Origin of the sequence: Phyllobacterium lublinensis (assembly GCF_020164435.1) — a bacterium.
In the GTDB taxonomy this organism is placed as follows: Bacteria; Pseudomonadota; Alphaproteobacteria; order Rhizobiales; family Rhizobiaceae; genus Phyllobacterium; species Phyllobacterium lublinensis.
On record NZ_JAIUDQ010000002.1, the window covers coordinates 128,644 to 154,828 of the forward strand.

Genomic DNA, 26,185 nt, shown 5'->3' on the forward strand with positions numbered 1-26,185 from the left:
GTGGAGAGATGGGAATGAAAATTGTCGTCATCGGGGGGACCGGTCATATCGGCTCCAAGACCGTGGCGCGTCTACGCAGCAGGGCCATGAGGTCCTTGCCGCTTCACCAAAATCCGGCGTCAACGCCATCACGGGTGAGGGCCTGCCGGAAGCGCTGGAGAATGCCCAGATTGTGATTGATTTGGCGAACTCCCCTTCCTTTGAAGAGAAGGCGGTGCGCGAGTTCTTCGAAACAGCCGGCCACAATTTGCTCGCCGCCGAAGTGAATGCAGGCGTGAAGCACCATATCGCGCTTTCCGCAGTGGGAACCGAACGGCTTCCGGACAATGGGTACTTCAGGGCCAAGCTGGTTCAGGAATTACTTATCAGAGCTTCGCCGATCCCATACACGATCGTTCGTTCCACCCCATTTATGGAGTTCCTGAAAGCCATCGCCGATGCCGGCACTGCCGGCGCTGTCGTTCGTCTTTCTCCCGCCTATGTTGAGCCGATTGCTGCCGACGACGTTGCCGATGTGATGGCCGAGGTCGCCCTCGGCAAACCGCTCAACGGCATGATGGAGATAGCCGGTCCCGAGCTGCTGCGCCTGAATGAAGCAGTTGCGAGGTATCTCAGAAAAACCAATGATCCGCGAACAGTGGAGACGGATACGAACGCCCGCTTTTTCGGAGCGGAACTTGATGATTATTCGCTTGTTCCAGCCAAGGGCGTGCGCATCGGCAAGATCAGGTTCATGGATTGGCTGAACCAATCTCCGCAATCCCGAGAACCCGAAACGGCGAAGTAGGAATCACAAGCAAAGCTGAAGATCGGGACGCTACGGCACCATAGTAATGCCGGGGTACCATTCGGCCGCGACCAAGGTATGGGCCTCCTTGACAGCGGAAGCAAGAGCTATAGCAAAAGCTTCTTGAACGGGCTCAACACAAAGGAGTCCTTGTCCCTTAAAATGCGGATAGCGCTGATGGGATCGATGCTTTGAGTTGAATGGAGAAGTAGAGCGAATCGTCTTGCCGATACCAGTATTGAACAGCATGCTTCGTCACACAGCGGTCGAGCATCGGAGAACTCTCACAGGATCTTCTTACGCCAACTTTCACGTCGAGATAGGACAACTCCCCATCGATTGGAGCCGAAAGCGTCAAGCTTGCAGCATGGGTTAGACGAGCTTCAGAGTGGCGTAGACTGTCGAGATCTGCTGCGATCGTCTGGATGCTGTGTTGGTGTTCCAGATCCGCAGCCAACCCTTCACCTTCCTCCCTAACTACCCCCTTTACCACTCGACCTCGTCTAGGCATTCCCTAACCAAGTTTTTCCGCTCCGATTGGCTGGCCTTCGCCTGCAGCCCCCTGACGTGCGGTTGGAGTTAAACGCATCTGTAAGTTTGATGTGGAACTGCTAGCACAACGCCACTAGAGCCGCTTTTCGAAAAACGTGTCTGGGTAAGGGTCGTCATTGAAACGATCGATCTCAATCCAGCCCGCTCTGCGATAAAGCTGCTCTGCCTCGGTCAGTGCACTATTTGTATCCAGTCGGAGGACCTCTATGGATAGCTCACGGGCGGCGATCTCTGCTGCGGCCATCAGCCGTTTTGCGAGCCCAAGCCCCCGCGATGATGGCGCGACCCAAAGCCTCTTGATCTCCGCGACATCGCCGCCACTGCCCTTCAACCCAACACATCCTATCGGCATGGCATCTAATATGGCCACCAGGAAGACACCGCGCGGGCGGATCATTTCCCTCGCGTCCGGATCCCGCGAAAGTGACACATCGAAACCCTTCTCAAAACGGCGTGCGAGTTCGGCATAGTATTCGCTGAGACAATATCTGGCATCCGGATGTCGAGGATCTCTCTCCTCGAGGACGATATGGTCACGTCTGAGCGATGACGCGACAATATCCATGGCGCGCAAAAGCTCTTCGGGTTGGGAATTTCGCGACAGAAACGCTTTCGCCTGTGCGTTGGAAAGCGCTTCGTAAGCCTCAAACTCTGAACGGCCGGTTTCGGTCAACTTGGCTATACGTCGCCGCGCGTCCTGGGGATTCGGTATGGTAGCGATAAGACCCTCCTCTTCCAGGCTGCGCAGCAGACGACTCATGAGGCCTGAGTCGAGACCGAGATAATCACGGATCGCCGCAACATCAGCTTGTCCTTGGCCGATCGCGTTGAGCACGCGTGCTGCGCCAAGGGGACGGCCGCGCCCCAGGAAAGATGTATCGAGGGCGCCGACTTCCGCAGTGACAGCGCGGTTGAATCGACGGACACGAGAAATAGGATCGTAAGACATTTATCTGACTTAGGTCAGGTAAATGATCTTGTCAATCCTTGCAGCGGCAGAGCCGGTTGCCATACATTGCATTGAAACCGGCCGGCCATAGCTGCGGTGCGATCGATTTTTGGAGCGAGCTGGGCGCGTTGTCGAGGACGACTGGTTTGGGCTTACTCTTGCGAACGATTTCGATCTGCGCGAACTTGGCCTGCTTTATTATGTGGCCGCGTCATCAGAGCGATTGGGCGACGCACTCAAGCGCCTCGATCGGTATGAGCGCATTGCTAATGAAGCGTTGGACCTGCGGATCGTCAAAGGTCCGGGCGGCCTTGTCGGCCTTTGCTACAAGGGAGTGCCCCGCCACCTGGACCGGCACCTGATGGAGTCTTTCGCGGTCGCGATCGTACGGCTCTGCCGCCAGCTTGCTGGGAGGAAGGTCGTGCCGCTTTCGGAAAGCTTCGTGCATCGTCGTGCGGACGATCGAAAAATCCAGCAACTCCTCAGCTGCGAGGCCAACTTCGACGCCCCTATCGACGAGATGCGTTTTGAAGTGAAGCTAAACCTCAGCGAGAGGACGTTCGCGCGGCGGCTGGCAGCCGAAGGATTGAGCTTTGGAGAAATCCTCGACCATATGCGATGCGATCTCGCCATACGCTATCTCAAGTAAAAACTTTCGGACATCACATGGCGGCTTTGCTTCCAACAGCCCAGTGCCTTTAGTCACGCGTGCCGACGCTGGACTGGCAAGAGCCCGAAGGCATATCGCAAGCAAAAGCGTGAACACATAACCCCGTTGCTTTGAAAAGCCCCTTCCGATTGCATGCTTTGAAATATAAAATCCCTTTCTACATCAAGTTTGAATCATTGACTTCTGCCGACAAGTAATTGGCGTCCCGGAGCAAGCTGGGCGGCCTTATAAAGCGTATTAGTTGTCCCGCTTAATGATCAGTTCGCGATACAAACTTTCTGCCTCGGCACGGGGCGAGCGGGACACACTTCGCATGCTATTCGCCGCGATAGAAAATTCAGACGGCATTAGCCACGTCGATTTTGTTCGCACCGCAGGCCGTGAGGCGGCCTCGGACAGCAGTAGCGGGTCTCCCCCATGGCGGGCGCGGATGCGTTCGCATTGCCAACGTCGTCGGTGCGTCGAGCGAAGCGGTTCGCATGCAGATTATTTGGGCGACCAAAACCAGCAGTCGATGGGGCACGGAAAATTTCTACATCAACCGCGTAAGAACGTCGCCGCAGCGCATTCGACGGGCTTCATCACTGACGGCGAAGCTGCGTTCACGCTCGGCATCGAAGCGCCCAGGCCAAAGCCGGTGGTAGCGGCATAATCGTTATCGAAATTTCGAAACGCCCACAAGGGCGTCATTGCCCGCGCGGCGCGAGGCAGTCTGATGAGAAAGCCGACGAAAGGAACGACAAAACCAAAATGGAATTTTTGATTATCCTCTGGCTCATGTGCGGCATTACCGCTGCCGTGATAGCCAGCTCGAAAGGCCGCAACGGCTTCGGCTGGTTCTTCATCGGAGCGCTCTGCGGCATTTTCGGACTGGTCATGGTTTGCGCCATGCCGAAGCTGGCGCGATGAACCGCCTCCTCATTCTGGCAGCTTCGATGCTGCCGCTCGCCGGATGCGTCCAAGGACAGGCGGAATTTTCCGCGCTGCCGGGCCAACCGAAATTGACGCAAGCCAAGTTGATGCAGGCCAAGGGATACTGCCAGATGCGCATGAGCGATCAGGTCGACAGGCAGATCGCACGCTATGGCGCGCTGGTCGGTCCGAATCCCATCGCGCTCGTTGATGATGCCAAGGCGTGCTTCATGTCGCAGGGCGTTCTGATCACCGGCTTCCGCCACAAGGACGGATCGGTACACCAGAATCCCTTCGGCAGGGACGCTGGCACCGGCAGGTTCGACAAGAAACCGGCAAGGGCAGGCTTTTGATGCGCGCAACCTTGGCACTCGTGCTTGCGGCGCTGGCTTTCCCAGCGCAAGCGGCAAGCGTCAACATCATCGACGGCGACACGCTATCGATCGATGGCACCAGAATCCGCATCGTCGAAATCGACACGCCGGAAACCTACAAATCGCACTGCGAGAACGAGTTAGTACTGGGCCTGAGAGCCAAGGAACGCCTGCGGGCGCTGGTCGATCAAGGTCCAGTCCACTACGAGGCGACAGGCACCGACCGCTTTGGCCGGACACTGGCGACCGTCTACGTCGATCTGGCCGACGGCCCGGTCAATGTCGGAGAGACACTCATACAGGAAGGCTTTGCGCTGCCCTACAAGCCGGGCGGCTCCGACAAATTGCGCCGCCTGCAAGTCTGGTGCGGCCCAAACGCCAAACTCGCCTATTAGACCCAATCCCAAGGAAACGAAAAATGGAAATCGAAAAACGGCGGCTTGCCCGTCGCAAACGCATTTACACCAAGATGGTCGAACAGAAGGAGGGCTATCGCGTTCACTGGAAACGCTTCTGGATTGCTTACATCATCGAAGCCGGAATCATCGGTTCGACTGCATATGCGGGATGGCATTTTGCCAACCGCTATGCAGGCGATGAAGCGACAGCCGGGGCGACACAGGTTGCGGCCATCGGAAGCTGGATATTGCCATCCGTGCATCATAGCGATGCATGGATCATGGCGATTGTGGCAACGCTGGCGATCAGCATTGCCGAACTGGCGCGCATGCCACTCGTGCAAGGCTTCCGCACCCAGCGCTCCAAAGTCATGCGCGGCTTTCTGCTGCTGGGCGTCCTCATGATGTGCGTCGTCACAACCAAATCCATGAGCCAAGTCATGGAGCAAATGTTCCATCCGCGCTTGCGTTACGTGCAGGCCGCGAGCGCCAACCTTAGAGTTGAGCAATCCAATCTGGCCAAGCTGGAGGCGCAAAAAGGCAGCGCTGAAGCCCATTCCAAGCCGATGACAGAATCGGTCGAGCGCTTGGACGCGCAATTGCTCGAACTGAACAAGTCTCTGCAAGGGCTTGGCCCGCGTCCGAAACCGATCGCGATCCCGCCCAAGCCATGGACGGACAAAAGGGGCAAGCGCCACAAGGGCGTCACGACCTATACCAACCCACCATGGAGCGGCGACGCTCTGATCAAGCAAATTGAAGAACTGAACGCCAAGCGGCAGGCCGCCGCCGAACAGCAAACCAGCGCCGGAATGACCGTGGTCAATTTCGATGAGCAGATTGCCGACCAGCGCAACATCGTCACCGCCAAGGAAAATGCCCATCGCGAGGCAGTTACCAATTCGCAATTGCATTCGTTCACTGCCATGGTTTTTGGCAAAGACCCGGTTGAAGTGGCCGATGGCGAGGTCCATTGGTTCCTGCGGTTTTTTGTGCTGATCCCGGCGCTGATGATCGCACTGGCCTCGTCGCTGCTGATGATGGCGGCCTATGAGCGGGTTCCGTCCCGCCGCCCGGAAAAATTCAATCTCGACATCAATGCTGATGGGACGCTGGCGCATTTCGTCAAGTCCACCGCATCGCAAGTTATGAAAGGCCAATAACATGGATATGCCCATGCCAGAGGACATCAACCTCACCCGCGCGCTTACCGCTGAATCGACAGCGCGCGGCCTTATGCTGCGCTCACAGACCACCCGTAACATCATGTACGGCGGCAGCGCCCTTGCGCTTGCAATCGGCGTTGGCGCGGCGGCGATCATTTACGCTAATAACCAGAAGCTCGATATTGAAGCGCTGAAACTGGCGGTGTTGCAAATGCCGGAATTGAAGGTGGCCACGATCCCGGCGCTTACCATCGAATCGCCGCCGCCGCTCAAACTGGAGCAAGGCACGGTCACAATTGCCGAGGGCGGCACGGTCGGCATCGATCCCGACTCCACAATCGGCGTAAAGGGGACTGTGAAAGCAGAGGGCACGGTAACGGCCCAGGTGCCCGCCGTCCCGGCCTCAGCGACACAGGCGGCCACAGCGCCAGACCAGCCGGTAAGAACCAGCGGCGGCGAGGCCATCAAGCGGGAAGTGACGGTGTTCAATGAGGTCAGGCTGGCCAAGGGCGCCATCATTACCGGCTGGACCTATGCCAACGGCGAGAGCAAGACGCCGACAAACCAGTACTGCTACTATACCCAGCCTAGAGGCGATGGCACCGAACATCATGTCGATTTGGCCGTCAATCGAGTGCCGGATCGCAACGCCCGGAAAAACGTGCCGAATCTGGATACCATGCTATCCAAGTGCGTTTGGTTTGCGGCCTAAAGCCGCTGAACCCGGCATTGCACACTACATTGGTGGCTGGCGGCAGGCCACTGCACTGTTAATCGATGGTTTCAGGGTTTCATTCCGGGAACATGAGCTCGTGTTTGGTGAGCAGACGATATCACACGCGACGGATGATCGTCGGAGCGGCGAGCGATCATCGAGGTGTTATATCTTGGGTGTCATTCCATCGCATACGTGTCGCGGGCAATTGAGCCGAGGTGAGCGCCTCCCGATGTTCAGATGGCATGCAGAGTGACCTAACTGAAAGAACTGGCGGCAAAGAGGACTGAGTGGAGATGAACATTCGGGATGGATACAGAATTTAGCGATGGATTGGCGCAGAACGAAGAGCAGCGCGCCGTCAAGGTGCAGGAAAAGGTGCAGGGTGAAACTGTCAGACTGCAGAAAATGGACAATAATCAAATGGTTGGGCATGTATAATGGCGGAGAGAGCGGGATTCGAACCCGCGTTACGCTTTTGACGTAAACACACTTTCCAGGCGTGCGCCTTCAACCACTCGGCCACCTCTCCGTCTCACATCCAGCATCTGGCCGGACGGGTCAAATGTTCTCAGCCGGAAAACTTCGGCTTCGAGAGTACCGTCAACCATCGGTCACTCAGATTTGGATAGGCACGCAACGCTCTGTCGATGGTTAGCCGACAGCGACCCCGTGCGGCGCGCACTATAGTCAGAACAGTCGGTTGTTCAACTCCTATTTCAACATAATTGCGCTTTGCCGAAATTTCGCTCCTTCATGGCTGAATTTGTTGGGAATTTTCCTTTATATTTCGACCCGAGCCTGCGAAACACCAGAAAATTCGAATTTATTCGGCTGCGATCCGGTACTAGAATGTCATGCTTGCAGTCCGACCATTGGAGACAAACGTGATCCGATCGCTTTTCAGGTTACTCGCCTATGTGGCCCTCAGTCTGGCGATCATCGCCGCCGTTCTTGATGCCGCGCGTTCGGTTGGCGCATCACATTTGGTCGTGACCTCATTGCAGGAAAGCTGGCAGTCCGTCTCGGCATCTTCGCTCGCCCTCACCGAGGAAAGCATCAAGACACATTTCTATCCCGCCCTGTGGGACCCGGTAATGCTCTGGATACTTGGGACACCAACCTTTGCTGTATTCGCACTGCTTGCATTTCTGCTTTACGCGATGGGTTACCGGCGGCAGAACAGGGTCGGGCGCTTCGCGGCGCGCTGAGTAACCTAGGCTAACTTCCTGATCCAGCCGGCCTTCCAGCGTCGTCCCGCTCTGCAAGGGCCGCTTCTGGTGATATTTGACCATCGGGCAAAATTTTCGCGTGAATTTTGCCTTCCGGCGTGCAAGATTGCTGTCGGGGCGGCCACCATCTGGCGTTGCCGCAACGATTTCAGGGATCAACAGCAAGTTGATCCTGCTCAACAAAATCCAGAGGGTTGGTATCAAATGAAGCGTATTGTTCTTGGTCTCCTGGCTGCCACTGCATTGTCCGTCTCGGCCTTTGCTGCGGATGACAAGCCAGCCGTCATTTATGATCTTGGCGGAAAGTTCGACAAATCCTTCAATGAAGCCGCATTCAACGGCGCCGAAAAATATACGGCAGATTCAGGCGTCAAATATCGCGAGTTCGAAATCCAGAACGAAGCCCAGCGCGAGCAGGCACTGCGCAAGTTTGCGTCGGACGGCAATTCGCCGATCGTGATCGCGGGCTTCTCGGCTGCCGCGGCAATCGAAAAAGTTGCCGCAGAGTTTCCGGACACCAAGTTTGTCATCATCGATGCGGTCGTGGAAAAGCCGAACGTGCGCTCGGTGGTTTTCAACGACAATGAAGGTTCCTACCTTGTCGGCGTGATTGCAGCCAAATCCTCCAAAACCGGGACGGTCAGCTTCATTGGCGGCATGGATGTACCGCTGATCCGCAATTTTGCCTGCGGTTACGTAGGCGGTGTCAAGGCTACCAATCCGGAAGCCAAGGTTATCCAGAACATGACCGGCGATACGCCGGCTGCATGGAACGATCCTGCAAAGGGCGGCGAGATCGCCAAGTCGCAGATGGATCAGGGGTCGGATGTTATCTTCGCCGCCGCTGGCGGTACCGGCATTGGCGTCCTGCAGGCCGCCGCTGACGCTGACAAGCTCAGCATCGGCGTCGATTCCAACCAGAATGGCCTGCATCCGGGCAAGGTTCTGACCTCCATGCTGAAGCGCGTGGATGTCGCGACCTACAACGCCTTCAAGGACGCTGCCGATGGCAAGTTCACTGCCGGCGTCAACGTTCTTGGTGTCAAGGAAGCGGGCGTTGACTATGCCGCCGACGACAACAACGCCAAACTCCTGACGGATGACGTCAAGAAAGCCGTGGAATCGGCAAAGGCGGACATTATTTCCGGCAAGATCAAAGTCCATAACTACAACACCGACAATGCCTGCCCATACAAATAGGCATTGAGGTAAGCGACTTTTGGGCCGCCGGTTTCAGCCGGCGGCTTTGTCTTTCGGACTGCTTTACCAGCATCGAGCGAGCTCAAGGAAACACCCATGACTGCCTTTGCCGTTCTTTTCAGTATCCTTGCTGCAATCGCCATGGGTGCCGTCAGTCCCGGTCCGAGCTTCGTCCTGGTGTCTCGTATCTCCGTTGCCTCGTCACGAACGCATGGTCTCGCTTCGGCGCTTGGCATGGGCGTTGGCGGCGCCTTGTTTGCCGCACTGGCGGTTTTGGGCCTGACGGCCCTGCTAATGCAGTTCGAATGGCTTTATCTCCTGCTGAAACTCCTCGGCGGAGCCTATCTGGTCTATATCGCTGTCCGTATCTGGCGTGGCGCATCCGAGCCCCTGATCCTGTCCGAAGGCAGGGATGCTGCTGGCGGTATAAGCGTGTTCCGGGCCTTTCTGCTCGGCTTGGTCACGCAGCTCAGCAATCCGAAGACTTCGATCGTGTACGCCAGTATTTTCGCGGCGCTCATGCCGCCGTCACCACCGCTGTGGCTGCTTCTTGCCTTGCCGCCAATGCTTTTCTGTGTGGAGGCCGGCTGGTATGCCGTTGTCGCCTTCGCCTTCTCCGGATTGCGGGCACGGCAGGCCTATGCCCGTCTGAAAATCTGGATCGATCGTGGAGCCGGTGCAGTCATGGGTGCGCTGGGATTCAAACTGATGTTCGAAGCTTTCAGGACGCGAGCCTGATCAGTCGTCGCACCATGATGACAAGTCCGGCGTCGGCGCCGGTCAATGGTTCGAGTTCCTGCCAACCGAAACGCTGATAGTACTGAGCTTCGCTCGTGTAGAGATAGAGTTCCGCATGACCCTGATCGCGAGCGACGCTCTCCGTGGCCTGGATCAGCGCCTTGCCTACACCATTGCCCCGCATTTCGGGCATAACATAGAGACTGGCCAGCCATGGTCGCAGATGCATATGCGTTTCGAGGTCGTTCTCGATCAGGAGGGCCAGTCCGACGGGCAGGCCCGAGGCAAAGGCGACCAACGCCTTTTGCCGGCCTGACCGATCGAGAAATCCAAGAAACGCCTCGACGGTTTGTTCCATGGTGCGTCCGGCGGGTTGACCCCATTCCTCGAAATTCCAGCGCGCACAGAGCGGCACGAGCTCAGGGTGTTTTTCCAGCGATTCAACTCTGACCATCATTGATTGGTTACGGCCTAATAGTGCGGCGGCTTGGTTACGGGAATGTCAGGGGCGGTCTGTTCTTCGAGGACGAGAAACCGGTCAGTCAATGCATCGAGCTTGCGTCGCATTGCTTCAATGACCTTCCACTGCTCGGCGACCTGGCCAGAAAGGTCGTCGATGATCTTCTCCTGTTCGGTCACCAGCATTTCGAGGCGGGTCAACCGGTCCGTATTGTCGGATGTCATTGCTCGTCTCCTGTCCCATTATCTTCTTCCTAATCCGGGTTCGGTCGCCATTCAAGTTTGAGAGCCCGTGAACGCTGTTGAATCTTGCGTTTCTTGACTGGAAAGAAAAAAATCCCGTGTTAGGGTCAAATTTCGAAAAGACGGAAAAAGCTGAACAACAGCGGATGGGGATATGGCCGAACCGGCGATCGAACTTGTTGGAATTGATAAGCGTTTTGGTGCGGTTCATGCCAATCGCGATATTCATTTGCGGGTTGAAAAGGGCACGATACACGGCATCATCGGCGAGAACGGTGCCGGCAAATCCACGCTGATGTCCATTCTGTACGGCTTCTATCAGGCCGACTCCGGTGAAATCCGCATCAACGGTTCAGCGGTCAGGATTCCTGATCCCAATGCTGCGATTGCACTTGGCATCGGCATGGTCCATCAGCATTTCATGCTGGTGGAAAATTTCACCGTGCTTGAAAACGTCATGCTTGGCGTGGAGGGTGCGCCGCTGCTGAAGAATGGCATTGCCAAGGCTCGTGCCGAACTGAAACGGTTGGAGCAAGAGTATCAACTCGATGTGGATCCGGATGCACTGATCGAAGAACTCCCGGTCGGCCTGCAACAACGGGTGGAGATACTCAAAGCGCTCTATCGCGGCGCCGAGATATTGGTGCTGGATGAACCTACCGGGGTGCTGACCCCGCCCGAGGCTGACCATCTTTTCCGTATTCTTGAGCAGTTGAAGGACCAAGGCAAAACGATCGTTCTTATCACGCACAAGCTGCGCGAGATCATGGCGGTAACGGACAATGTCTCCGTCATGCGGCAGGGAGCGGTTGTTGCAACGCGCAGGACCGAGGAGACGACAGTTGAGGAATTGGCCGAACTTATGGTCGGCCGCCGCGTGCTCCTGAGGGTCCAGAAGGGCGAGGCCAAGCCCGGTGAGATCAAGCTTTCGGTCGAAAATCTGACCGTGCGTGACAGCCGCGGCGTCGTAATGGTGGACAATGCATCCTTCACGGTCCGTGCTGGAGAGATCGTCGGCATTGCCGGTGTGGCGGGCAATGGCCAATCGCAGCTTATCGAGACGATCGCCGGCATTCGCACCGCCGTGTCGGGCCGCGTGCTCCTGGACGGGCAGCTCATCGATATCACGGGTGCGGCTGATCCGGCCGAACTGCGTGATCGCGGACTCGCCCATGTGCCTGAAGACAGGCATCACATGGGCCTTGTTCTTGCCTTCGAAGAATACGAAAATTCCATTCTCGGCTACCATGACGATCCGCTTTATCTTAATGGGCCTTTTCTCGATCTCGACGCCATTCAGGCCGATGCACGCAAGAAGATCGAGAAGTACGATATTCGTCCGAGCGATCCAAAGCTAAAGACCGCCAATTTTTCTGGCGGCAACCAGCAGAAGATTGTCCTCGCACGCGAGATGGAGCGCGACCCCGGTGTGCTGATCATCGGTCAGCCGACCCGCGGCGTGGATGTCGGCGCGATCGAATTCATTCACCGGCGCATTATAGAAATGCGAGATGCCGGCAAGGCAGTGCTGCTTGTCTCCGTAGAGCTTGATGAAATTCGCTCACTCTCGGACCGTATTCTCGTTATGTTTGCGGGCCGCATCGTCGGTGAACGCGACTCCGATGCCAGCGAAGGTGAGCTTGGATTGCTCATGGCCGGTGTTGAAGAGCAGGAGGCAGCGGAATGACGACGCAGGCACTTGTTGTCATTGACGTGCAAAATGCCATCGATGATCCGAAATGGGGACGACGTGGTCAGGTGGACGCCGAGGCCGCAATCGCCCGCCTGCTTGCCGCATGGCGCGAGCGCCGCTTGCCGGTCATCCACGTTAGGCACGATTCCACAGACCCAACGTCTCCATACCGGCCAGGCACTGCAGGCAATGAGTTCAAGGCGGAGGTGGCGCCGCTGTTGGGCGAGCCGGTCATCGACAAGCGCGCTAACAATGCGTTCGTAGGCACCGACCTGATGGACGTTCTGGATGAGTTGCAGGTGCGCAGTCTCGTCATTACCGGCGTGTTGTTGGAGAACTCCGTCGATGCGACCGTTCGCATGGCCAGTAACCTCGGATTTGACGTGGTCGTTCCGGAAGATGCGGTCGCCAGCATCGATCGCAGGGATCGCCGTGGCAAGCATTGGGCGGCCGAGGACGTGCATGCCCTGACACTTTCCATCCTTGATGGCGATTATGCCCGCATCTCAACCTCCGCAGCCATCATCGAGACCCTGCCATGAGCCAGCCCTTTGCCAAACTGCCTGCCTGGGCCGATTACGGTCTCCTGCCGCTCATCAACCTGATTGTTGCGTTTCTCGTGGCCGGTCTTGTCGTCTTGCTGGTCGGTGAAAGCCCCATCGACGCCGCCGTCCTGATGGTCAAGGGGGCATTCGGCTCTGGAGATGGCGTCGGCTATACGCTTTACTATGCGACGAATTTCATTTTCACCGGCCTCTGCGTCGCGGTCGCCTTTCACTGTGGACTATTCAACATTGGCGGCGAAGGCCAGGCCTATATTGGCGGTCTCGGTGTCGCGTTGGTCGGCTTGGGTTTAGGCCATGTCATCCCGTGGTGGCTGGCTTTCCCGCTGGCAATCGTAGCCTCGGCAATCGTCGGTGCCTTGTGGGCGCTGATACCGGCCTGGCTGCAGGCGAGGCGCGGTTCCCACGTGGTCATCACCACCATCATGTTCAACTTCATCGCCGCCAGCATCATGGTCTATCTTCTGGTCGGTCCGCTCAAGACTTTGGGCAGTCAGGCCCCGGAAACCCGCGTCTTCGGCGAGGGCGGGCAATTGCCGGGTCTCGCATGGCTGCTCAATCTCGTCGGCCTCAACATGCGCTCGGCGCCACTCAACATCAGTTTCCTTCTGGCTTTGCTGGCGGCGTTTCTGGTGTGGGTGCTGATCTGGCGCACCAAGCTCGGCTATGAAATTCGGACGATGGGTTTCAGCCCCAAGGCTGCGCGGTATGCCGGCATCAGTGAATTGCGGATCATCATCATCACGATGTTGATCTCAGGTGCGCTGGCGGGAATGATGGCGCTCAACCCGATCATGGGCGCGCAACACCGTGTGCAGCTCGATTTCGTAGCGGGCGCAGGCTTCGTCGGGATAGCAGTCGCATTGATGGGCAGGTCGCATCCGGCCGGTATCGTCCTTGCGGCCATCCTGTTCGGCATGCTCTATCAGGGCGGGGCCGAAATCGCCTTCGACATGCCGAACATCTCGCGCGACATGATTGTCATCATCCAGGGTTTGGTCATTCTTTTTGCCGGAGCGCTTGAGCACATGTTCCGTCCTTCGCTGCAACGAATCTTTCAGCGGATCGGCCGTTCGAAGCGCGAGCCCGCCCCTGCCATTGCGGGAGGAGGCCAATAATGGACTCGTTCACAACAATCCTACAGCTTTTCGACTCCACGATCCGGCTTTCAGCCCCGCTGCTGCTCGCCTGTCTCGCCGGCCTCTATTCCGAGCGCGCCGGCATCTTCGACATCGGGCTAGAGGGCAAGATGCTGGCAGGGGCCTTCGCCGCAGGCGCTGCTGCAACCTGGTTCGGCTCGGCATATCTGGGGCTGCTGGCGGCCGTTCTAGTCTCGGTCGCTCTCGGGCTCGTCCATGGGTTTGCCTCGATTACTCATCGAGGCAACCAGATCGTGTCCGGCGTTGCCATCAATTTCATAGCCGCAGGCACGACTGTCATCCTTGGTCAGGCGTGGTTCAGCCAAGGCGGGCGGACCCCTTCCTTGCCCAATGCAGCGCGCTTCAATCCGATCAATCTGCCCGGAGTAGAGGCTTTGAGGGGGGTGCCCGTCATCGGGCCGATCTATTTTGAGCTGATCTCAGGCCATTCGATCCTCGTTTACCTGGCCTTCGCCATGGTACCTTTCACCTGGTGGGTGCTCTATCGCACGCGTTTTGGCTTGCGCCTGCGCGCGGTGGGTGAAAACCCTGCGGCGGTAGACACGGCGGGCATCTCGGTCCCGTGGCTGCGCTATCGCGCGGTTATCTGCTGCGGCGTGTTGTGTGGTATTGCCGGCGCTTATCTGGCCACGGCCCAGGGCGCGGGCTTCGTCAAGGACATGACCGCGGGCAAGGGCTACATTGCACTTGCCGCGCTGATCTTTGCGAAGTGGAGACCGGTTCAGGCAATGTTCGCCTGTCTGCTCTTTGGCTTTCTCGATGCCGTGGCGATCCGCATGCAGGGTCATCCGCTGCCCCTGATCGGAGAGGTCCCCGTTCAATTCATGCAGGCCTTGCCCTATATCCTCACCGTCATCCTCCTCGCCGGCTTTATTGGCAAGGCCATCCCACCCAAGGCAGGCGGTGTTGCCTACGTGAAGGAAAGATAGAATGAGCAAGGACCTCTTTGATGCGGCCTTCGCGGCAATGCAGAAAACCCATTCGCCCTATTCCCGGTTCCCGGTGGGAGCCGCTATCCGTACAAGCGATGGGCGCATTTTTTCAGGTTGTAACATCGAGGTCGTTTCCTATCCGGAGGGATGGTGTGCGGAGACAACGGCGCTGTCGCACTTTGTCATGGGTGGCGGCGGCGTCATTGCCGAAATTGCCGTTGTCGCCGAGAAGAAAGCGAAATGCACACCCTGTGGTGGCTGCCGCCAACGCCTGGCAGAGTTCGCCGGACCTGAAGCGCTCCTGCACCTTTGCGACAATGATGGCATCGTCGAAACTTTGACGATGAAGGAAATATTCCCTTATGGGTTCGAGGCTGAAGTACTGGGTAAAGGTGCCGAATGATCTCGCCCGCAACAGCAGCGCTTATACAGAAGTTGAACGGGCTTGCACCGCGCATTGCTCTGGTCCTCGGATCGGGACTGGGCTCGCTGGTCGATGCGGTGGAGAACCCGGTCCGCATTCCCTATGCCGACCTGCCGGGCTTCCCCCACAGCGGCGTTTCCGGCCATGCGGGAGAGGTGGTGGCAGGCTATCTGTCCGGCAAGCCGGTCCTGATGCTGGCAGGCCGCGCGCACTACTATGAAAAGGGCGATGCGTCGGTCATGCGCCCAGTCATCGCTGCACTGGCTGACCTTGGCGTCGAGATGCTTGTACTCACCAATGCGGCAGGCTCTGTCCGCCATGATCTGGCACCAGGCAGCGTCATGCTGGTTGATGATCATATCAATTACTCCGGGCTCAATCCGCTCATCGGTGAACCGTCCGACCAGCGTTTTGTCGGTATGACGTCCGCCTACGACAGCAAGCTGAAGGATGCGCTCGTCATCGCCGCCGGCGAAGTCGGAGAAAAGCTGACGCCCGGCGTGTATATGTGGTTTTCTGGACCTTCATTTGAAACGCCGGCAGAAATTCGCATGGCGCGCACGTTGGGCGCTGATGCGGTTGGCATGTCGACTGTGCCGGAGGTCATTCTGGCACGTTTCTTCGGACTGCGAGTGGCTGCCTGCTCGGTCATTACCAATTACGGGGCAGGCATGACGGGCGCGGAACTCTCGCACGACGAAACCAAGGACGTCGCGCCTACGGGCGGTGCACGCCTGCAGAAAATCATCCGGGCGATGATCCGGGAGATCGGCTGAGCGATGTTGTTGCCCCAGGAAATCATCCGGCGCAAGCGCGACGGTCAGACGCTGGATGCCGCGGACATAACGGCTTTCGTCAATGCAATGAGCTCCGGCGCAATCACCGACGGCCAGATCGCGGCATTCGCGATGGCAGTCTATTTCAACGGCATGAAGCGCGATGAGGCAGTTGCCTTGACGCTCGCCATGCGCGACTCAGGCGATATTCTCGATTGGTCCGATTTGCCTGGTCCCGCGGTCGACAAGCATTCGACGGGCGGCGTGGGCGATAACGTGTCATTGATGCTGGCGCCGATTGCGGCGGCCTGCGGCGCTTACGTGCCGATGATATCCGGTCGCGGACTGGGTCACACGGGTGGTACGCTCGACAAGATGGATTCGATCCCAGGCTATCGCAGCCAGCCGGACAATTCGCTGTTCCGCAAGGTTGTACGCGAAGTCGGTTGTGCCATTATCGGTCAGACAGCCAATCTCGCTCCTGCGGACAAGCGCTTCTACTCCATTCGGGATGTGACGGCCACGGTGGAGTCCATTCCGCTCATTACCGCCTCCATCCTTTCAAAGAAACTGTCGGCCGGTCTTAATGCACTGGTCCTGGATGTGAAGTCCGGCAACGGAGCCTTCATGGCGCGGAACCGCGATGCGGTTGCCCTGGCAGAAAGCATAGTAGCCGTTGCCCAAGGCGCTGGCCTGACGACCTCTGCGCTGTTGACCGACATGAACGAACCACTGGCTCTGGCTGCGGGCAATGCAGTGGAGGTCAAGAATGCGGTCGACTTTCTGACCGGCGACCGGAGGGATGCCCGTCTGGAGGCGGTCACGATGGCACTGGCCGCCGAAATGCTGGTATCGGCCAAAATCGCATCAAATCATAAAGTCGCACAGGAAAAGGCGCGCGATGCCCTCCACAGCGGTCGAGCAGCGGAGATTTTCGGTCGCATGGTGGCCGGGCTTGGCGGGCCGACGGATTTCGTGTCTCGCCCCGGCCGTCATCTGCCGACAGCGCCGGTCATCCACGAAGTGAAAGCCCCTCGGGTCGGGCATGTCGCATCGGTCGATACCCGTGCGATCGGCGTTGCAATCGTGACGTTGGGTGGAGGACGGATACGTCCGCAGGATCCAATCGATCATGCGGTCGGTGTTACCGGGCTTCAGCCGATCGGCGCGAGAATGGAGCAAGGTGAACCGATCGCTTTTGTTCACGCGCGCAGCCACGATGATGCCGCGGCGGCCGCGCAGGTGATTGAAGCGGCCTATGGATTTTCCGAACGCAAACCGCGCACCGTCAACCCGGTATTCCGGCGCATTGGCGCGTGACTAGTGCGCTGACCTGTTATTTCGTTCCATACATGCGGTCACCCGCGTCGCCGAGGCCAGGGACGATGTAACCCTTCTCATTCAGATGACTGTCGATAGCCGCTGTGAATACCTGAACGTCGGGATGAGCTTTCGTAAAGCGCTCGATACCCTCCGGTGCAGCGAGGAGGCAAAGGAAGCGTATATTGCTCGCGCCACGGTCCTTCAGCTTCTGGATCGCCGCAATCGCTGAATTGGCCGTGGCGAGCATGGGGTCGACGACGATGATCAGGCGGTTGACGATGTCTTCCGGCGCCTTGAAGTAATATTCAACCGGAAGCAGTGTTTCGTGATCGCGGTACAGTCCGATATGTGCGACGCGCGCCGCGGGCACAAGGTCCAGCATGCCTTCAAGCAGGCCGTTACCAGCACGCAGAATCGACGCGAATACCAGCTTTTTCCCCTCGATGACCGGAGCATCCATCTCCATCAGGGGCGTCTGTATGCGGATATTGGTCAGTTGCAGGTCGCGGGTCACCTCGTAGCAAAGGAGCAGCGAAATTTCCTTGAGCAACCGCCGGAATCCCGCTGTGGACGTATCCTTGTCGCGCATGATTGTAAGCTTGTGCTGGACAAGCGGATGGGAAACGATCGTCACGCCCATGGGAACCCCCTTCATTCTCAATGACAGCAATACTAGCTGCTCGGAGCCGATCCGGCAAAGAGCTCATCGGCCACACGCACAGTTTTGTCCTGACAGAGTCGCGCAAGCAGAGATGTTCGCGTTTCTTCGTCGACAAAGGCAGCCTTTATCGCGGTTTCCGTCACTTGCTTCAGCATCGCATCATCATAACCGAAATAGGACGTCGCGATTTCATACTCCCTTGCAAGGTCGGTATGAAAATAGGGCGGATCATCGGAATTGAGGGTCACCGGCACGCCGGCGTTGGCAAGGCCGGCAAACGGATGTGACGAAAAATCAGCAAACACGCCGAGCGCTATGTTTGATCCAGGGCAGCACTCGAGCAGGATCTGCTCATCCGCCAGCCGCTTGACCAGCTCGGGGTTTTCGATCGCACGCACACCGTGTCCAATACGAGATGGATTGAGCGCGTCAAGCGTCCCCGCCACGCTTTCCCAGCCTGACAACTCGCCGGCATGGATGGTGATGCCAAGTCCTGCATTGCGTGCCACGTCGAACGCCGCTGCAAAGTCCATCGGCTTGTGCATCCTTTCGTCTCCGGCCATGCCGAAGCCGGTCACGAGCGGATGGGGATTCTCCACTATATATCTGGCTGCCGCCATTACTGCTTCGGGACCCTTGTGACGCAGGCCAGTCGCGATCATGCGGCCTTCGATGCCGGTCGCCGCTTTGGCTCTTCGCATGCCTTCGGCAAGCCCCTCAATATAGGCGCGTGGGTTGATTCCAGCACTGAAGGCATGATCCGTCGAGATGAAGACTTCCGAGTAAATGGCATCTTGCCGGCCCAACGAAAGGAGATAGTCCTCCGCAAGATCGGCATAATCGTCTTCGGTACGGAAAAGCATGGCTGCCTGATCATAGGCATTGAGGAACGACGTGAAGTCATGCCAGACAAATCGTCCGTCCTGAATGAAGCTGGAAACGTCCGCGCCGTATTTGGCGGCTTTTTTCTCGACCAGGCGAGGGGAGGCGGCTCCTTCGATATGGCAGTGCAATTCGGCTTTCAAAACCATTCAGGCAAACCTATAACCTACGCGGCGCTTGATCGCGCTACAGAACAATAGCCTTATGTGTTTCAATCTTCTATGGTTCGCCGCAACAGAAATCAGCAGGTAACACAATGAACCAGCAACGCACCGGTGCCCATGGCGGCATGGAAACGTCCTTCGGCTTTCAGGATGTCGGCGATGGGGAAAAACAGGCACGCGTGAATGACGTCTTTCACCGCGTCGCCAAGCGTTACGATGTTATGAACGATCTCATGTCCGGCGGGCTGCATCGCGTCTGGAAGGACTCGATGATAGCGTGGTTGTCGCCGTCGAAGACCGCCAATTGGAAGGTGCTGGACGTTGCCGGCGGTACCGGAGATGTCGCGTTCAGAATCATTGAGGCCTCGAACCGCAATGCCCATGCGACAATTCTCGACATTAATGGTTCCATGCTTGGCGTCGGCCGCGATCGTGCCGAAAAGAAGGGTCTCTCTGACAACACCGAATTCATTGAGGCCAATGCCGAGGAACTCCCCTTCGCAGATGCAAGCTTCGATGCCTATACGATCGCTTTCGGCATCCGCAATGTACCGCACATCGACCGCGCGCTGGCGGAAGCGTTTCGCGTCCTCAAACCGGGCGGGCGGTTCCTCTGCCTCGAGTTCTCCGAAGTGGAATTGCCTGTTCTCGACAAGGTCTATGACGCATGGTCGTTCAACGCTATCCCAAAGATCGGCCAGGCGGTGACCGGTGATGCGGACAGCTATCAATATCTGGTGGAATCGATCCGTAAGTTCCCGCGCCAGGCCGATTTCGCCGAAATGATCCGCGGGGCCGGCTTCGAGCGCGTTAGCTGGCGCAATTTCACCGGCGGTATTGCTGCGCTGCACTCCGGCTGGAAGCTGTGACGTCCTGAATGAGTAAGCTTGCAGCAACATTTCGCCTGATGAGGGCTGGATGGATCATGACGCGCGAAGGCGTCATATCCGCGCTTCCTGCCGAGGGACTAAGTGGTCTTCCTGCCTTCGGTCACCGGATCGCTGGGTTGTTGGCCCGGCGTCGTGCCAGGACCGCCCGTCGCTCCGAGCGCATGTCACGCGCCATCAACAAGCTGGGGCCGTCCTACGTCAAGCTGGGGCAGTTCTTGGCAACCCGGCCGGATGTGGTCGGAACCGAAGTCGCCGACGATCTGGCGCTTCTGCAGGACCAGCTAGATTTTTTCCCGATGGAGGCCTCAGTCAAGGCGATTGAAGGTTCTCTGGGACGTCCGCTTCTCGATCTATATGTGACCTTTGACGAACCTATAGCGGCGGCATCGATTGCGCAGGTCCACCCGGCCTATGTCAGAAGCAATGGCGAGTTGCTGAAGGTTGCAGTCAAGGTGGTTCGCCCTGGCGTGCGCCAACGCTTCAACAACGATCTGGAGAGTTTCTTTCTGGTGGCCAAATGGCAGGAGCGTTATGTACCTGCCACCCGCCGCCTGCGGCCGATCGAAGTCACGCGTACTCTTGCACAGACAACGCGCATTGAGATGGATTTGCGCCTTGAAGCCGCTGCCCTGTCGGAAATTGGCGAGAATACCAAGGATGATCCGGGATTCCGTGTCCCTATGGTGGACTGGGAGCGCACGGGCAGGGATGTCCTGACCCTTGAATGGATTGATGGCGTGAAAATGTCAGATATCGAGGGTCTGCGCGCGGCCGGCCATGATCTGATCAAGCTTGCCGAAACGCTCATCCAATCCTTCCTGCGCCATACGTTGCGCGATGGCTTCTTTCATGCGGACATGCATCCCGGCAATCTTTTCGTGGATTCGGAAGGTCATATCGTCGCCGTGGACTTTGGAATCACGGGTCGCCTCGGTAAAAAGGAACGGCGGTTCCTGGCGGAGATCCTTTACGGTTTCATCACCCGCGATTATGCGCGCGTAGCAGAGGTGCATTTTGAGGCCGGCTATGTGCCGCACCACCATGATGTGTCAAGTTTTGCCCAAGCGATCCGCGCGATTGGCGAGCCAATCCACGGGCAGCCAGCCGAAACCATTTCCATGGCCAAGCTTCTGACATTGCTGTTCGAGGTCACGGAACTCTTTGACATGGAGACCCGGCCAGAACTCGTCATGCTGCAGAAGACGATGGTGGTGGTGGAAGGTGTGTCGCGTACGCTGGATCCCCATTTCAATATGTGGAAGGCTTCCGAGCCCGTGGTAGGCGGCTGGATACGACGCAATCTCGGTCCTCAGGGGATTCTGATCGATGCCCGGGATGGCGCGCATGCAGTTCTCCATCTTGCCCGCCAGGCGCCCGAGCTGGTAGCGCGCGCGGGTCGCCTGTCGCAGGAGCTCGACCTGATGGCGGCAAATGGATTGCGCTTTGACGAGCAGACGGCGAACGCCATCGGCAAGGCAGAGGCGAAACACACACGGTCAGGTCGCATTGCGCTTTGGGTGATTGCAATTTGTCTGATTGTCATCACGTACAAGCTTGTTTCTTGAAGGTTCAGGGTTGTACATGATATCAATGATTGCAATTAGCAAGGCAATCGCTGTGAAGGTGCAATCAAATGGCCAGCATTACAATTCGGAATCTTGATAGCGCCACCAAGGAGAGACTGCGCCTGCGTGCAGCGGCGAATGGCCGTTCCATGGAAGAAGAGGTCCGCCTTCTGCTTGCCGGGCTTGGGGATGGGATACCTTCGGATCCAAGGCTGGCGATTGCCGCGAATGTTGGTGGTTCCGGCTCGCTTTCAGGGCAAAAAATTCTCCTCATAATCGGCGGTGGTATCGCCGCGTACAAATGCCTCGACCTCATCCGCCGCCTGCGCGAACGAGGTGCACTGGTCCGGCCCGTTCTGACCAAGGCCGCCGAGGAGTTTGTCACGGCGCTGGCTGTGGGCGCGATCGCCGGCGGGAAGGTCTTCACCGAGCTGTTTTCGCGTGAGGATGAGCATGATATCGGCCACATACGCCTTTCTCGCGAGGCGAACCTGATCGTCGTCGCCCCGGCAACAGCTGACCTCATGGCCAAGATGGCCGGTGGCCATGCCAATGATCTGGCATCCACTGTTTTGATGGCGACGGACAAGCGTGTCCTGATCGCACCGGCAATGAACCCAAGAATGTGGGACCACCCAGCGACCAGACGCAACCGCGCGATCTTGGAAAAGGATGGAATTGGTTTCGTTGGTCCGGGAAGAGGGGAAATGGCCGAAAGCGGTGAGAGCGGGTTAGGCCGCATGGCAGAACCAATTGAGATTGTCGCTGCTATCGAAAAGCTTCTCGACAGCCGCTCCAAACCACTCACCGGCAAGACGGTCGTCATGACGTCGGGTCCCACCCACGAACCCATTGATCCGGTGCGATACATAGCCAATCGCTCGTCAGGGAAACAGGGGCATGCCATTGCCGCTGCCCTGGCGAGGCTTGGGGCTACAGTGCGGCTGGTCTCAGGCCCGGTCGCCATCCCCGATCCTGAAGGCGTCCACGTCGTCCATGTCGAATCGGCCCGAGAGATGCGCGATGCCGTCGAACAGTTCTTGCCGGCCGATGCCGCCGTCATGGTCGCAGCCGTTGCTGACTGGCGCACCGCAAACGAGTCTGGCGAAAAGATAAAGAAACAGCCGGGTGCCAAGGCCCCCACAATGCAGATGGTCGAAAATCCCGACATTCTTGCCGGTGTCGGGCATGGCAGCTTGCGTCCGCGGCTGGTGGTCGGCTTTGCCGCCGAAACGCAGGACCTGTTGGCCAATGCCCGCAAAAAGCTTGACAAGAAGGGCGCCGACTGGATCGTTGCCAACGATGTCAGCCATGTGACGGGCGTAATGGGCGGCGACCGCAACGCTGTTCGCATTGTCACTCGATCCGGTATCGAGGAATGGCCGGATATGAGTAAGGACGAAGTTGCCGAACGTCTGGCGGGAAAAATTGCAGCAGCGTTGCAAGACGCCGGCGCATAGTGCCGAGCCCAACACGGAGTATCATCATGGTCCCGATCCTTGAGACCGAACGTCTTGTCCTGCGCGCTCACAGGCGCGGCGATTTTGAGGCAGTGCATGCCATGTGGCAGCGCCCTGAGATTTATATGCAGATCACGGGAAAGCCATCCACCCGCGAACAGTCATGGGCGCGTCTGTTGCGCTATGCAGGACTGTGGCCGCTCATCGGTTACGGCTTCTGGGCTGTGGAAGAAAAGGCAAGCGGGTGCTTTATTGGCGAACTCGGCTTCGCAAATTTTGAACGTCTGATCGAGCCTCCCTTCGGTGAAGCGCCGGAAATGGGCTGGGTTTTCGCCCCGGAAGTGCATGGCAAAGGCTTTGGGAGTGAAGCGCTGGCCAAAGCCGTGGCCTGGGGCGACAGCTTCTTCCGGCACGATCGGGCGCTCTGCATCATTTCGCCCGACAATACTGCCTCGCAGCGTGTAGCGGCGAAGAATGGTTTCCTGAAGATTGCCGAAACGACCTATACGGATGAACCGGTCTGGATGTTTGAAAGGCGATTTCGAAAGCAGTGAGGGCCGGATCGACGGCCCGTCACGTTAATGTTAGCTAAAGCTTACGCAATGTCAGCCGGCGATGATCTGCTTGTATACCTTCTCCAGCTGCGTGAACTTGTCCCAGAACCCACGCGTCTGTTCGCCGCTGAGGTGATCGATAAGGACACCAAGATGGGTGTGCCAGCCGCTGGCGACGCTCACCATCGAGTCATGACCGGCAAGTCGTGTATGTGTGACCCGGAGCAATGTATCGGAACCGGTGGCGGTAAGTTCAAAAGTTACTTCCGATGGTTCGCCCGTGGATTCCGGCCAGGTGAAGCTCAATAGCGTCGGCGGTTCACAACGCGTGACTATGCCCTTGTTGGTGTGCCCCTCGTATTTTTGATAGTCCGCTGGCGTGGGGTCATCTGACAGCTGGGAGTGGCGGAAGGTCAGTTCGACATCGCCACCGACGAAATTTGCCATGGGTCCCTCGGCCAGCCATTTCTTTCGCTTGTCCGATTCAGTGAGGTAGGCCCAGACCCGTTCAACCGGACCGGGAAGGATACGTTCAATGCGGATCGTACGAGGCGCCGTCACAACCCCGAGACGATCATTTCCAACATGCTCGTTCATTTTGTGCTCCTTGACTTCTTTGCAGACTGACCGGGTGGCAATTGTTCGCTTGCCCGAGCCGACGCGCGATCTTCCTCGCGCAGGATTTCCTCGAGATCGTCGAGACGCGTCGTCCAGAACCGCTCATAGGTACGAAGCCATTGCTGCGCCTCGGCAAGGCGTGCCGCCTCGAGCTGGCAAAAATGCGTCCGGCCCTGGACATGGCGACGCACCAATCCGGCCCCTTCCAGCACCTTGATATGTTTCGATGCACCTGCCAGCGACATGTTGAACGGAGTCGCGAGCTCGCTGATGGTATGCTCGCCCTCCGACAGCCGATGCAGGATGGCTCTACGCGTCGGGTCCGAAAGAGCATGGAATACGGCATCAAGATGGGGTGTCTGAAATTCAACCATATGGTTTAATATCATTGCAATCCACAATAGTCAACCAGTTGGTTTAATATTTCAAAGCGCTGCTACCGAGTACTGCGCAACAACAGTTTCCCTTAGAGAACCAGGAAACCTTGGCCGAGAGGATCGTCGTCCTCGACAATATACTCGGCCTTGCCGCTGTAGTAGGCATGCCCGGAAACACGTGCTGTAATTGCGTCAAAATCGCCGGTCCTGGTCCGGGTCGCAACAAAGCCGGCAAAGCGTGATCCAACGATACTTTCAAATATCCGGGCATTGCCTTCGCGGATCTGGCCCTTGGCATGCATGGCCGCGAGGCGGGCCGTCACACCTGAACCAGTCGGGGAGCGGTCCAGCTGCGCATCGGCAAATATGCAGACATTCTTCGTGGGGCCCTCGTTCCAGGCGTCAGCGCCATCGGTCAGGATCGAGCCATAGAGGAAGGCCAGATCCTTGTGGTCGGGGTGGTCGAGTGGCACCGCGTCCTTGACGGCTTCGGTCAAAGTGGTTGCGGCTTCAATGAATTTCCGTGCGGGGTCGCGCCCGAACGCGAGGCCGAACTGGTGGCAATCCGCCAATGCATAGAAGGCGCCGCCATAGGCGACATCAAAGGTGACATCCCCGTAGGCGGGCAGGGTAATCGTCCGATCGCGCGCAAAAAGGAAAGCGGGTACGCTTTCAAACGAAACCCCTCCCGATTTGCCTTCTCGAACTTCGACCGATGCGACAACCATGCCACACGGGCATTCGATGTGAACCGTCGTCACGGGCTCCTCTTTCGGCACGATTCCGGTATCGACCGCATAGCGGCTGAGCGCGATGATCGCGTGGCCGCACATGGTGGAATAGCCTTCATTGTGCATGAAAAGAACCGCCAGGTCGGCTCCTGGAAGATTCGGCTCCACCAGCAGCGCGCCATACATGTCGAAATGCCCACGCGGCTCGAACATCAGGATCTTGCGCAGATGATCAAATCTGTCGCGTACATGGGCACGCTTTTCCAGGATCGTACCCTTCGGCAATTGCGGGTAACCGCTGGTAATGATGCGCAATGGTTCGCCACCAGTGTGCATGTCGACGACCTTCAGTGGCTCCATCACGCTATCCCCAGCAATGCCGGCAGCTTGCGCATGTCGTCAAAAAGAATGCCGCCCGCTGCAGCCAGCCCCTCGCGATCCGCATGGTCGTCACCACAGTATGAAAAGACGCGCATCCCGGCGGCCGTGCCCGCCTTGGTTCCGGCGACGCTGTCTTCGATGACTACCGCCTGCGAGGGTTCAAACCCCATTTCCTTGGCGGCATGCAGGAAGAGGTCCGGAAACGGTTTTCCCCGTGCGACCATGGAAGCGCTGTAAAGCACATCCTGGAAATGGCCAATGAGACCCGTCTTGCCGAGCGTGATGTGCATTTTCTCAACATTGGCCGACGAGGCGACACAATAGGGAAGTTCGGCCTTCTTCACCGCTAAAATGACATCCTCGACATAGGGGATGGCTTCGACGCCATTCTCAAAGATGATTGGGATCGCCTGGTACCAACGGTCGACAAAATCCTCTCCCAGATCATAGCCTTCTGCTTCGATCTTTTCTTTCACCGCCCGCATCGGCATGCCGCAAAGATTTCGGCGGGCTTCTTCGAAGGTAACGGGATAGCCGGATGCGGCAAGCATCTTGACCAGATGGTGGTTGGCCAGTGTCTCAGTATCGACCAGAACCCCGTCGCAGTCGAAGATCACCAGATCGGGGCGGCTCATG

At 57.8% G+C, this 26,185-nt stretch carries 30 protein-coding genes, 1 tRNA gene and 1 pseudogene; 22 read left to right on the top strand and 10 right to left on the bottom strand.

Going from position 1 to position 26,185, the window contains the following annotated elements; genetic code table 11:
• The first annotated feature begins 14 nt into the window (after positions 1-14).
• Positions 15-787, top strand: a pseudogene (locus tag K9U38_RS03610) (SDR family oxidoreductase).
• A gap of 625 nt (positions 788-1,412) precedes the next feature.
• Here the strand turns inward: K9U38_RS03610 and K9U38_RS03615 are convergent.
• A complete protein-coding gene (locus K9U38_RS03615) occupies positions 1,413-2,288 on the bottom strand; it encodes a bifunctional helix-turn-helix transcriptional regulator/GNAT family N-acetyltransferase (protein ID WP_224492984.1) in 876 nt (291 codons plus the stop codon).
• Between the two features lie 109 nt (positions 2,289-2,397).
• Here K9U38_RS03615 and K9U38_RS03620 point away from each other — a divergent pair, with 109 nt between their 5' ends.
• The 7 genes from K9U38_RS03620 (at position 2,398) to K9U38_RS21950 (ending at position 6,964) form a co-directional block, all read left to right on the top strand.
• Complete coding sequence (locus K9U38_RS03620; protein WP_224492985.1) at positions 2,398-2,937, top strand: AraC family transcriptional regulator ligand-binding domain-containing protein; 540 nt, start codon at positions 2,398-2,400, stop codon at positions 2,935-2,937.
• 771 nt (positions 2,938-3,708) lie between these two features.
• On the top strand, positions 3,709-3,867 hold the full coding sequence (locus K9U38_RS03630) for a hypothetical protein (protein ID WP_224492986.1): 159 nt from the start codon (positions 3,709-3,711) through the stop codon (positions 3,865-3,867).
• Positions 3,864-4,223: a hypothetical protein gene (locus K9U38_RS03635; protein ID WP_224492987.1), complete on the top strand. Its 360-nt coding sequence runs from the start codon at positions 3,864-3,866 to the stop codon at positions 4,221-4,223. Before K9U38_RS03630 ends, K9U38_RS03635 begins: the two co-directional genes overlap by 4 nt.
• On the top strand, positions 4,223-4,639 hold the full coding sequence (locus K9U38_RS03640; RefSeq protein WP_224492988.1) for a thermonuclease family protein: 417 nt from the start codon (positions 4,223-4,225) through the stop codon (positions 4,637-4,639). Before K9U38_RS03635 ends, K9U38_RS03640 begins: the two co-directional genes overlap by 1 nt.
• 23 nt (positions 4,640-4,662) lie before the next feature.
• The gene (locus K9U38_RS03645; RefSeq protein WP_224492989.1) at positions 4,663-5,805 is read left to right on the top strand and encodes a hypothetical protein; all 1,143 of its coding nucleotides are present in this window, start codon (positions 4,663-4,665) and stop codon (positions 5,803-5,805) included.
• Positions 5,806-5,818: 13 nt separating this feature from the next.
• Positions 5,819-6,520 carry a hypothetical protein gene (locus K9U38_RS03650; protein ID WP_224492990.1) on the top strand — a complete coding sequence of 234 codons (702 nt, stop codon included), beginning with the start codon at positions 5,819-5,821 and terminating at the stop codon, positions 6,518-6,520.
• Positions 6,521-6,832: 312 nt separating this feature from the next.
• Complete coding sequence (locus K9U38_RS21950) at positions 6,833-6,964, top strand: hypothetical protein (protein WP_255606922.1); 132 nt, start codon at positions 6,833-6,835, stop codon at positions 6,962-6,964.
• Here the strand turns inward: K9U38_RS21950 and K9U38_RS03655 are convergent.
• Positions 6,965-7,055, bottom strand: a tRNA-Ser gene (locus K9U38_RS03655). It lies immediately after the preceding gene.
• A 355-nt stretch (positions 7,056-7,410) separates the two neighbouring features.
• Here K9U38_RS03655 and K9U38_RS03660 point away from each other — a divergent pair.
• The 3 genes from K9U38_RS03660 to K9U38_RS03670 all read left to right on the top strand — a co-directional run bounded on the left by K9U38_RS03660 (position 7,411) and on the right by K9U38_RS03670 (position 9,693).
• Positions 7,411-7,734, top strand: a complete 324-nt coding sequence (locus K9U38_RS03660; protein WP_224492991.1) for a hypothetical protein — start codon at positions 7,411-7,413, stop codon at positions 7,732-7,734.
• Between the two features lie 225 nt (positions 7,735-7,959).
• Positions 7,960-8,955, top strand: coding sequence for a BMP family lipoprotein (locus tag K9U38_RS03665; protein ID WP_224492992.1), 996 nt, complete (start codon positions 7,960-7,962; stop codon positions 8,953-8,955).
• 96 nt (positions 8,956-9,051) lie between these two features.
• The gene (locus tag K9U38_RS03670) at positions 9,052-9,693 is read left to right on the top strand and encodes a LysE family translocator (protein WP_224492993.1); all 642 of its coding nucleotides are present in this window, start codon (positions 9,052-9,054) and stop codon (positions 9,691-9,693) included.
• Here the strand turns inward: K9U38_RS03670 and K9U38_RS03675 are convergent.
• Positions 9,677-10,150 (bottom strand): GNAT family N-acetyltransferase, encoded by a 474-nt coding sequence (locus K9U38_RS03675; RefSeq protein ID WP_224492994.1) that lies wholly within the window; start codon positions 10,148-10,150, stop codon positions 9,677-9,679. The genes K9U38_RS03670 and K9U38_RS03675 overlap by 17 nt on opposite strands.
• A gap of 14 nt (positions 10,151-10,164) precedes the next feature.
• Entirely contained in the window at positions 10,165-10,377 is a 213-nt protein-coding gene (locus K9U38_RS03680; RefSeq protein WP_224492995.1) for a SlyX family protein, read from the bottom strand.
• A gap of 172 nt (positions 10,378-10,549) precedes the next feature.
• Here K9U38_RS03680 and K9U38_RS03685 point away from each other — a divergent pair, with 172 nt between their 5' ends.
• The 7 genes from K9U38_RS03685 to deoA are packed head-to-tail and all read left to right on the top strand — an operon-like array spanning position 10,550 to position 17,263.
• On the top strand, positions 10,550-12,082 hold the full coding sequence (locus K9U38_RS03685; protein ID WP_224492996.1) for an ABC transporter ATP-binding protein: 1,533 nt from the start codon (positions 10,550-10,552) through the stop codon (positions 12,080-12,082).
• Positions 12,079-12,630, top strand: coding sequence for a cysteine hydrolase family protein (locus tag K9U38_RS03690; protein ID WP_224492997.1), 552 nt, complete (start codon positions 12,079-12,081; stop codon positions 12,628-12,630). Before K9U38_RS03685 ends, K9U38_RS03690 begins: the two co-directional genes overlap by 4 nt.
• Positions 12,627-13,769: an ABC transporter permease gene (locus tag K9U38_RS03695; RefSeq protein ID WP_224492998.1), complete on the top strand. Its 1,143-nt coding sequence runs from the start codon at positions 12,627-12,629 to the stop codon at positions 13,767-13,769. The genes K9U38_RS03690 and K9U38_RS03695 overlap by 4 nt, the downstream gene beginning before the upstream one ends.
• Positions 13,769-14,740, top strand: coding sequence for an ABC transporter permease (locus K9U38_RS03700; RefSeq protein WP_224492999.1), 972 nt, complete (start codon positions 13,769-13,771; stop codon positions 14,738-14,740). Before K9U38_RS03695 ends, K9U38_RS03700 begins: the two co-directional genes overlap by 1 nt.
• A 1-nt stretch (position 14,741) precedes the next feature.
• On the top strand, positions 14,742-15,146 hold the full coding sequence (locus tag K9U38_RS03705; RefSeq protein WP_224493000.1) for a cytidine deaminase: 405 nt from the start codon (positions 14,742-14,744) through the stop codon (positions 15,144-15,146).
• Positions 15,143-15,943: a purine-nucleoside phosphorylase gene (locus tag K9U38_RS03710; RefSeq protein WP_224493001.1), complete on the top strand. Its 801-nt coding sequence runs from the start codon at positions 15,143-15,145 to the stop codon at positions 15,941-15,943. The genes K9U38_RS03705 and K9U38_RS03710 overlap by 4 nt, the downstream gene beginning before the upstream one ends.
• A gap of 6 nt (positions 15,944-15,949) precedes the next feature.
• Positions 15,950-17,263 carry a thymidine phosphorylase gene (gene deoA, locus K9U38_RS03715; RefSeq protein WP_224493189.1) on the top strand — a complete coding sequence of 438 codons (1,314 nt, stop codon included), beginning with the start codon at positions 15,950-15,952 and terminating at the stop codon, positions 17,261-17,263.
• 16 nt (positions 17,264-17,279) lie between these two features.
• On the opposite strand, the gene upp is transcribed toward deoA, so the two are convergent.
• Entirely contained in the window at positions 17,280-17,906 is a 627-nt protein-coding gene (gene upp, locus K9U38_RS03720) for a uracil phosphoribosyltransferase (RefSeq protein WP_100000521.1), read from the bottom strand.
• Between the two features lie 32 nt (positions 17,907-17,938).
• Complete coding sequence (locus tag K9U38_RS03725; protein WP_224493002.1) at positions 17,939-18,958, bottom strand: adenosine deaminase; 1,020 nt, start codon at positions 18,956-18,958, stop codon at positions 17,939-17,941.
• A gap of 107 nt (positions 18,959-19,065) precedes the next feature.
• Between K9U38_RS03725 and ubiE the strand changes: the two genes are divergently transcribed.
• From ubiE to K9U38_RS03745, 4 genes are all read left to right on the top strand, one after another.
• Positions 19,066-19,842, top strand: a complete 777-nt coding sequence (gene ubiE / locus K9U38_RS03730) for a bifunctional demethylmenaquinone methyltransferase/2-methoxy-6-polyprenyl-1,4-benzoquinol methylase UbiE (protein WP_224493003.1) — start codon at positions 19,066-19,068, stop codon at positions 19,840-19,842.
• A gap of 8 nt (positions 19,843-19,850) precedes the next feature.
• Positions 19,851-21,428: a 2-polyprenylphenol 6-hydroxylase gene (gene ubiB / locus K9U38_RS03735; RefSeq protein WP_224493004.1), complete on the top strand. Its 1,578-nt coding sequence runs from the start codon at positions 19,851-19,853 to the stop codon at positions 21,426-21,428.
• A gap of 68 nt (positions 21,429-21,496) precedes the next feature.
• Positions 21,497-22,888 carry a bifunctional phosphopantothenoylcysteine decarboxylase/phosphopantothenate--cysteine ligase CoaBC gene (gene coaBC, locus K9U38_RS03740; RefSeq protein ID WP_224493005.1) on the top strand — a complete coding sequence of 464 codons (1,392 nt, stop codon included), beginning with the start codon at positions 21,497-21,499 and terminating at the stop codon, positions 22,886-22,888.
• Positions 22,889-22,914: 26 nt separating this feature from the next.
• A complete protein-coding gene (locus K9U38_RS03745) occupies positions 22,915-23,442 on the top strand; it encodes a GNAT family N-acetyltransferase (protein WP_224493006.1) in 528 nt (175 codons plus the stop codon).
• Between the two features lie 51 nt (positions 23,443-23,493).
• Here the strand turns inward: K9U38_RS03745 and K9U38_RS03750 are convergent, their stop codons facing one another.
• From K9U38_RS03750 to K9U38_RS03765, 4 genes are all read right to left on the bottom strand, one after another.
• Positions 23,494-24,039, bottom strand: coding sequence for an SRPBCC family protein (locus K9U38_RS03750; RefSeq protein WP_224493007.1), 546 nt, complete (start codon positions 24,037-24,039; stop codon positions 23,494-23,496).
• Entirely contained in the window at positions 24,036-24,434 is a 399-nt protein-coding gene (locus K9U38_RS03755; protein WP_224493008.1) for an ArsR/SmtB family transcription factor, read from the bottom strand. The genes K9U38_RS03750 and K9U38_RS03755 overlap by 4 nt, the downstream gene beginning before the upstream one ends.
• 92 nt (positions 24,435-24,526) lie before the next feature.
• Positions 24,527-25,528: a proline racemase family protein gene (locus K9U38_RS03760; RefSeq protein ID WP_224493009.1), complete on the bottom strand. Its 1,002-nt coding sequence runs from the start codon at positions 25,526-25,528 to the stop codon at positions 24,527-24,529.
• Positions 25,528-26,184 carry an HAD family hydrolase gene (locus tag K9U38_RS03765; protein WP_224493010.1) on the bottom strand — a complete coding sequence of 219 codons (657 nt, stop codon included), beginning with the start codon at positions 26,182-26,184 and terminating at the stop codon, positions 25,528-25,530. Before K9U38_RS03765 ends, K9U38_RS03760 begins: the two co-directional genes overlap by 1 nt.
• Position 26,185: the final 1 nt, after the last annotated feature.